At 37.2% G+C, this 7,766-nt stretch carries 7 protein-coding genes; 1 reads left to right on the top strand and 6 read right to left on the bottom strand.

Features of this window, described 5'->3' with window-relative positions:
- Positions 1–290 precede the first annotated feature (290 nt).
- The 3 genes from ASE55_RS02140 to ASE55_RS02130 form a co-directional block, all read right to left on the bottom strand.
- Positions 291–869 carry a CinA family protein gene (locus tag ASE55_RS02140; RefSeq protein ID WP_056214906.1) on the bottom strand — a complete coding sequence of 193 codons (579 nt, stop codon included), beginning with the start codon at positions 867–869 and terminating at the stop codon, positions 291–293.
- 397 nt (positions 870–1,266) lie between these two features.
- Positions 1,267–1,836: a hypothetical protein gene (locus tag ASE55_RS02135; protein WP_056214903.1), complete on the bottom strand. Its 570-nt coding sequence runs from the start codon at positions 1,834–1,836 to the stop codon at positions 1,267–1,269.
- 31 nt (positions 1,837–1,867) lie between these two features.
- On the bottom strand, positions 1,868–3,670 hold the full coding sequence (locus ASE55_RS02130; protein ID WP_056214901.1) for an SdrD B-like domain-containing protein: 1,803 nt from the start codon (positions 3,668–3,670) through the stop codon (positions 1,868–1,870).
- Positions 3,671–4,117: 447 nt separating this feature from the next.
- Here ASE55_RS02130 and ASE55_RS02125 point away from each other — a divergent pair, with 447 nt between their 5' ends.
- Positions 4,118–4,348 carry a hypothetical protein gene (locus ASE55_RS02125; RefSeq protein WP_056214899.1) on the top strand — a complete coding sequence of 77 codons (231 nt, stop codon included), beginning with the start codon at positions 4,118–4,120 and terminating at the stop codon, positions 4,346–4,348.
- A gap of 779 nt (positions 4,349–5,127) precedes the next feature.
- On the opposite strand, the gene ASE55_RS02120 is transcribed toward ASE55_RS02125, so the two are convergent.
- From ASE55_RS02120 to ASE55_RS20880, 3 genes are all read right to left on the bottom strand, one after another.
- Positions 5,128–5,370: a hypothetical protein gene (locus ASE55_RS02120; RefSeq protein WP_056214896.1), complete on the bottom strand. Its 243-nt coding sequence runs from the start codon at positions 5,368–5,370 to the stop codon at positions 5,128–5,130.
- Between the two features lie 1,315 nt (positions 5,371–6,685).
- Positions 6,686–7,402: an IS3 family transposase gene (locus ASE55_RS20885; protein WP_410492995.1), complete on the bottom strand. Its 717-nt coding sequence runs from the start codon at positions 7,400–7,402 to the stop codon at positions 6,686–6,688.
- A gap of 24 nt (positions 7,403–7,426) precedes the next feature.
- Positions 7,427–7,605 (bottom strand): IS3 family transposase (locus ASE55_RS20880; RefSeq protein ID WP_410492994.1); only part of this gene is annotated, 179 nt, incomplete at its 3' end.
- Positions 7,606–7,766: the final 161 nt, after the last annotated feature.

Raw genomic sequence — 7,766 nt, 5'->3', positions numbered from 1 at the left:
AATTTACTGGGTGGAGAATTATCAGTATTTGTTTAACCTTATTTAAAACATCTAAATTAATTAAGATCATTTTAAATAAATATGATTTAAGTTCATTTCAGAATGAAATAAAAGATTTTTACAATTTAAATGAGGTGTAATGTTAATAACCTTAAAGAAAATTATAGTGCCTGTATTTTTGATCAGCCTGAACCTCTGATTGCATCTGAATGAAAAGTTTAAAAAGGATTCGTCTGCCGGATCAAATCATCTTTATTTTAGCATTTAATGAAGTTGATTTTTTCAAAAGCTTATACGATCTTCTGATCGGCCCTGACTTTATCGAGTTCCAGCTTAAAGCATCCGAGTATGAATTCGCTGTAATAAAGCTGTGCTTTAACTGGTATGGTCCGGGAATGAAGATCAAGCTTTTCCGAGAGAATGATCTTGCCGTGATACGAAATGGAAAAGAATGCATATAATTTATGACGGGATTCTTCTACGGGGCAGGCATACCCGGTAACTGCTATGGACCAGTCGCTTTTAAATTTTTTCCCGACGGACAGTGCCATTTCTTCAGCCACTTCAGGCGACACGGAATTGCAGAAAAGCACTTTCTCAGGATCTACCCCGAAAAGGCTCACATCATCCCCCGGCGTATAAACGGTTACGCCGCCTTTAAAAAATTTAGAGGCATCCTTGATCTGAGAAAATGAAAACTGTAAAAATCCGGCAGTCACGTTTTCAGCGATGGAAACCGTTTCATTAATTTCTACCAACTGCTCCCCTATATATTCCAGCAGATTCTGAAGCTCAGCCAGGAAATATATGAATGATTTTACATTCAGCTGTTCAATGGTCAGATCAATTTTTGAAGATTTTAGAATCATAAAGCGGGGTTTTGCTTGTCATTTCAAATTTTTACACGGCAGGTAATTTATACTTCCCCGGGCAGGCTGTTATTGCTAAACTGCCTGCTAAGAACAAGTGCTTCATTCCTGCTGTACGCATCATCTAAAATCACGCCAATGCATTACAATCCACTATATTCCAGTTTTATGCATGTGTGTCAATTGCTGAATCCCCGGATAACAAAGCTTTTTTGCCCTGTAAAAGACATCCACAATCCGTGAAAAGAAATGAAAAACAAATCATCAAAAAGCTGAGCAGTGAATCTTATCCAAAAACAGACTTTACCTTGGTATGAAAAATTAAAATCCGGTGAATTCCTAAGAAGACACCGGATGAATAATCTATATTGTGTAATAACAGTTTTAAGAAAACCGGTTATTTCCAGTAGCTCCAGTTCGCTCCGTCATAAACGGCTACCGAATTGCTCACCGTGTCATAACACATCATCCCCGGATAAGGGCTTTTGACTGTACTCTGCGGATTTTTAACATGCGGCAGAACCAGACCTTTATCTGCAGATTCCAGTACCAGAACCCCTTTCGCGCTGCTGGCGGCAGAACCGATGATTACCCCGTTACCCGTTTCAGTTCCGGAAGAAGGAATAACGGAGGCAGCATTCCCTTCATCCGTCATATTGATCCAGCGCCCGTTTTCAAACATCATTACGGTACGGCTTTGCTTACTGTAAAGAAAAGTACCGTTCTGCGGATGGTTGGTGGATGGGCTCACGGCAGAAAACACCGGAGAAGATGTTACTGCAGGAAGAATGATGCCACGGAAATTTCCGGTATCGGTATCTGTAGGAAGGCCGGTTGAAGTCATCCCGCCGAATTCCAGAAGCGAACTGTTTCCTGAAACCGTTGTTTTACCTATCGCAACCTGTGCACTTACTATATGAACGGCAGCCAGTATTAAAAACAAACTGTATATTTTTATCTTTTTCATTTTATCTTAATCTTCTATTCTTCTATTTTAATTAATCGTTACAGCTACGTTTAATGCAATGCCAGGTGCTTCCGTTATACAGTTTGATACACTGCGCTTCACGGTCATAAATCAACATTCCTTTCACCGGACTGGTAACTGCCGCTGAGCTGACAACCCTTGTAATCACCATTCCGTTAGTCGGAGAATCCAGAGCCAGAAAACCGTTCGGAACGCCGCCATCCGTAATACCCGGACCTTTCGGCCAGCTTTTGTACCGTCCGGACCATGTAGAAATCCCTACGTTTGCGTAGCCATCCGGCACACCACCTATTCCCGGTTTAGTACAGTAATCAACCGCTATATTAACAGTAGCTACATTACTGGTCAGTCCTGCCTGGTCATGGATCGTGTAATTTACTGCAGACGCAGTATTGAAAAAATTCATGACCGGAGAGAAGGTCAAAACACCCAGGTTATCCACATTCCATGTTCCCTGGCCTGCCATACTAAACCCTTTTACCAATCCGTTTGCAACAGTAATGGCGGAAGCACCTGCCGGAGGGATCAGATTAATGGAAGATAAGACTAAAGAACCTGAATTGGGATCCGAGTCATTGGCTGTAATATTAATGCTCTTAACCGTATTCTTTGCTACAGAAAGGTTATCACTGACAGCCACCGGAGGCTGGTTGATCCCGAAATTATTGCCTGTCGAGGTACTGTTACTAAGGGATACATTCAGGCTGTTAACCGCTGAGCCGATGCTGTTGCCCACCATGGTAAATCCTGCCGGCACGGTAATCTCTACCCGGTAAGGCCCCTGATGGGTGTTTGTATTGATGTTGTCAAAGAAATAGAAGCCTGCTGCATTGGTAACTGCAGTGCGGATCTCCGTGTTATTGCTGAACAGTTTTACGGTTACCCCGCTCATCCCGTTTCCGTCCGGCACCCCTGCGTTGTTATCGTTAAAAACGCTTCCGGTAATGCTCGCTGCAAATGTGATCGACTCCTTATTATAAGCCCCGATAAACGCAAGATCAGAGGTTCCGGAAAATGCCTGGATCAGCTTAACAGCCTGACCGTAATTGGCACTGGTAATCCCGAATTCTGACCAGTCGGCCGCCAGAACCCTGACATCCCTTTCGCAACCGCTGGAAACACCCGCGTTATAGGATGGCGGATTGGTATTGGCATTATAAAATTTCCAGCAGGCCTTCCCGATGCTCGGTACACTGTTGAATGCCACGGAATATACTGTTCCCACCATATTGCCATTAATACCTTCAAAGTGATAGGTATCATTAACTCCGGAAGGCGAACCCATCTGGGTGAATATCAGATCCGGTACACCGTCTCCGATGGACGCCGGCACGATACCCATGGTATTCAGGCTTATACTGGAACCCTGGGGAATGTTAAAAATAGCAGAACCAAGGCCCAGGCCATTTACTCCATCGGACAGGTATTCCGTCAGATTATTGGTTACCGGTACCGGGGCTACATTACCGTTTCCCCCGAAAAGCTGCCCTACACCGATAAAAGTGCTGGTTCCCGGAGTGGGAATGTTATAAATGGGTAAAGAAATGAACGTTCCGGGCTGGAAAGTCACTCCCGCCGTATTCAAGGCACCGTCATTCACTCCGGTACTGTAGGTAACAGCAGGAAATGCCGTTCCTGCCCCATCCGGATCCCACCTGAAAGCCAGTAGATTATGGCTGTTGTTAGGCTGAACGGTACTTGAGCTATCCCAGAAACCTCCAAAGTCAGAATAGATTTTAGAAACTGCGTGCTGGGCATGAAAATTAAGGGATATAGAGAAAATCCCCAATGCAATTAACTTTTTAATGGTCATTTAATCAGTTTTTTATAAGAGGCTGCAAAATTAAAAAATTATACGACTTAAATTGACGAACTGCTATGAATACTGCACTTTTGTGGTATGTTAAAATTTTGAAAAGTAGAGTTATTAACAATAACTCGCCTAAAGAGAAGAAGTTATTTGCATAAACTCAAACGGGATTTATCAGATTTACCGGTAATTTTTCGCCAGAGTGAAGACTGAATCAGACACGCTTACGACAAGATTAAAAAGGTCCGGCTTAATTGTTATTTTCAACATCCACTGATTAGTCCAATACCATAATTTAAATGAATGAATATGTAAACATCAATCCTGAGGAAAATGAATATTCCGGACATTAAATATTTAGTGAAAAGATTCAGTACAGAATAACATCCGAACATCCAATATTATCGTATATATCCTTTAAGTAACTGAAAAATTCCCTGAATAAAGACCATGACCTTCCCGAAAGACGACCTCACCCCTCTCATTTCTGCCGAAATAAAAGAATTTTATGGGATCACCGTTCCTGAAAATACTGAAGAAGAGGAAATTGTTTATCCTTTATCCACATTTTTATGGGGTATGTTCCAGACAAAACTTCATGTACATTTTTTGTATGGTAAGGCGGTAAACTACAGCACCTGTATGTATTGTTTTAAATTCCGTTTCAGACAGATCTTTTAAGGTATTGTAATTAATTAAAGATCATTTTACGTCAGTCTTTTACTTGTAAGCTTAATTCCGGGTCAGATTATATATCTGCATAATTCTATTTAGATTTATGATTATTTATCGTACAGTTTGATTTGATGAAACCTTTGTGCGATTCTACTTTAAAATACTTGCAGTTCCAGTATATATAACTCAGAACTATTTGTAGCTGATGCACATATCAGCATATGGCCAGTTATTGCCGGTCTGTACTGCAATGGTCTCAAATTAATTAAAGAATAAAGAGTCATTATAAAAAACAGCGTATTTAAAATAAAAAAAATACCATATTTTAATAAAAAAATACCTCAGTATTGTTGCCTATATTTTTAAACTTCACTCTCATAATGTGCACGTTACCTAAGGAAAATCTATCTTTTGTGAAAGGTGATTTAAGTACCAATTATTTTAATAGATAAAGTATATCAAAAAAGTGGAGTTATTTGTGTATATTTGCAACTGATTCTCATGTTTAATTTGAGTTTTCATGGTTATTAGTTTTTATCCTCGGGACATCCCGGGGATTTTTTTTGTTTTGTATGGAGGGCTGGTTTTTTTGGTTTATGATAAAAGTAATGTGTCCTAAAAAGTGTTTGATATTTAGCAACCATTAATATCTATTCACATCTCATACTAATTTCAGTAAACCTATTATTTTTAAAATAAAAAATGATAAAGCATACGTCTGAATCTTTTATGATTTCCCCATTATTACAACTTGAATCTGTGTTAATAAAATAACATTCTATGATTTAATCCTCTTCCATATTATCAGGAGTACCAAAAATCCTAACAAAATCTGACTCAGAACCATTTAAAATATTCCTTTTTTTTATTATACTTTCAGCATATTCCAATTTTCTTATTCCATCACAGCCGTTTTTATCATTAATCCATTCTATACACTTATAATCTTCATTATTTTTTTCCTTATGCTTTGTGCAGAAAAAACAAATACTCAAAACAGAAATTAATATGATCTTTTTGATTGTCATTTTATTTTTCTTTTCATTTCCATTAGCTTCATATATTCTATTTATTGTTACAGATCATGAGATTTTGTTTTTATTCCAGCCTGATTTATTAAAGACGTTCTTAATCAACCCATTTATACAGATTCTTATGTGAATTAGTTTACCTCACTTTGATTTATAAGCCTGTCCTCTTCAATAATATTTTACGCTATGTACAATTTAAAATCCGGTAAATACAATGCTAAATTTTAAATATTTTTCTTATTAACCCATATAGAAAAGTTAATGATAAAGACCCGCAAAAAATACTTATCCACCAATTGGGTAGAACCCAGAAAATAAAATACTTTATAGAATTAATTACATACAGTATTATATTGTCTGAAAGGTAATTTTTTTTGAAGGCAGTGTCTGTAAGTCCTAATATATAGGTAATTAAAGAAAAAATAATAAGATTTAAAATAAATATTTTAATGATGCTGTTTTTCATATTGCTATCCTGAAAAATTTCTTATTGTAGTTTACTGTGCTGATGACTTTAAACTAATTATTATGTTTTATACGTGATACAAATTTTCATCTTTCAATTATCTCAAAAATCAGAAATGATAATATAATGCCCAATACATGAAAGAAACAATATCAGTCGCAAATAGTAAATAAGATAAAAGAATAGAACCAAAACCTATTAAAGCCCCAATAAAAAACATTAAAAATTTTTATGTTTCAGATAGAAATAAATAGGATAAAGATATAATTAAGATATATAAAATTGATCTGATAAAGTGATAATAAAACATACCTGGAACCAAGTTCCTAAAGATTGAACTTATAAGAATTACCTTAAACTCAAGTCATCTGCTTTGTCATGATTTCTCCGAACAGTAATTTAATAAAATTGTGTTTGGTTGTGTAATTTCATTGGCCACATAAGAACTCTTTATGAACTACGCCAAAGAAGATAAAAACTGCAAAATATAGTACTTGAAAGCCTTGTAAAGGGATACTATTTTTTCAGACTTTATTAAAAAATCTGAATGTAAATTAACTTGTAATGAGCAATTAGAAAACTGATGTGGAAAAAAATCTAAAGTTATAATAGAATTTTCATATGTAAGTAATGCATCAGTTACATTTAAACTAGAGGTATTCTCTGTCTCTTTAAAGTTAAAAAGTATTACTTTTTCAAAAATTAAAATTATATTTTCAAAAATATCCTTATCCCAATTATACGAATTCATGTAGACACAGCATATTTTGCTAGTGAAATTGTTTTCTCCCTGTTGAAAATATTCTATTTTAGAAATTGTCTGTTGTAGACTTCCCCTTATCAGTACTAATCAAAAGTAGTAATTTTTGTTAATAGTTTGTTGTTGTTTTCAAATGTGGGAAAGTGGGCAGGAAACAACGTTGGGTTTGCTTTGGCTTGCTGTCCATTTTTCCTCATTACAGGTGATAAGCCACCCAATGCATCGTGCGGTCGATAATGGTTGTAATCTTTCACCCATCCCTCTGCTACTTCTCTTACTTCATCCAGACTTGAAAATAAATACGCATCCAAAACGCCTTCTCTGAATGATTTGTTAAACCTTTCAATCAAAGAGTTCTGCGTAGGTTTCCCCGGCTGGATGTAAGCAAGCTTGATGTCATTTACCAAACTCCACGTCCGGATAAGGTGAGAGATAAACTCCGGCCCATTGTCCATTCTTATACTTTTTGGCTTTCCGTAACGGCCAATCAGGTGTTTCAGAATCCAGACCACACGGTTGCTTTTGATAGAATAATCGGCTTCTATATACAATACCTCACGGTTGTAATCATCTACAATATTAAAAGTCCTGATTTTTCTTCCGTTTTCTAAAACATCATTCATAAAGTCCATACTCCAGCTCTGGGTAAAGCCTTGCGGAATGGACAGCGGTTCTTTTACTCTGGAGATCTTCCGTTTTTTGGATTTTCTCCTTAAAGATAATCCCGCCAACTTATAAATCCTGTGAAGCCTTTTATGATTTACCTTTTCACCTTGGTTACCAAGCCTACCTTTCCTCTTCAGGAACAGGCTTTGTCTATGACATTNATCTTCCGTTTTTTGGATTTTCTCCTTAAAGATAATCCCGCCAACTTATAAATCCTGTGAAGCCTTTTATGATTTACCTTTTCACCTTGGTTACCAAGCCTATGGTAACATTTCCAAAACCCGTCACGGGGATGACTTTCTGTTAACGATAGCAAGCTGTCTGTAAAGCACCGTGTCATCTTTGATGCTTTTGTAAGCCATAGAACTCCGGCTGATCCCAAGTATCTGGCACGCCCTGCTGATGCCCATTTCTGACTCTTTTTACAGTTCTCCGATCAGATTCCTTTTGTGGCAGGGCTTTAAAGCTTTTTTTCGATAATATACCTTGCTGCCTCCAGGT

Origin of the sequence: Chryseobacterium sp. Leaf201, from assembly GCF_001421435.1 — a bacterium.
Classification (GTDB): Bacteria; Bacteroidota; Bacteroidia; order Flavobacteriales; family Weeksellaceae; genus Chryseobacterium.
This window is presented reverse-complemented; position numbering and strand designations above follow the sequence as displayed.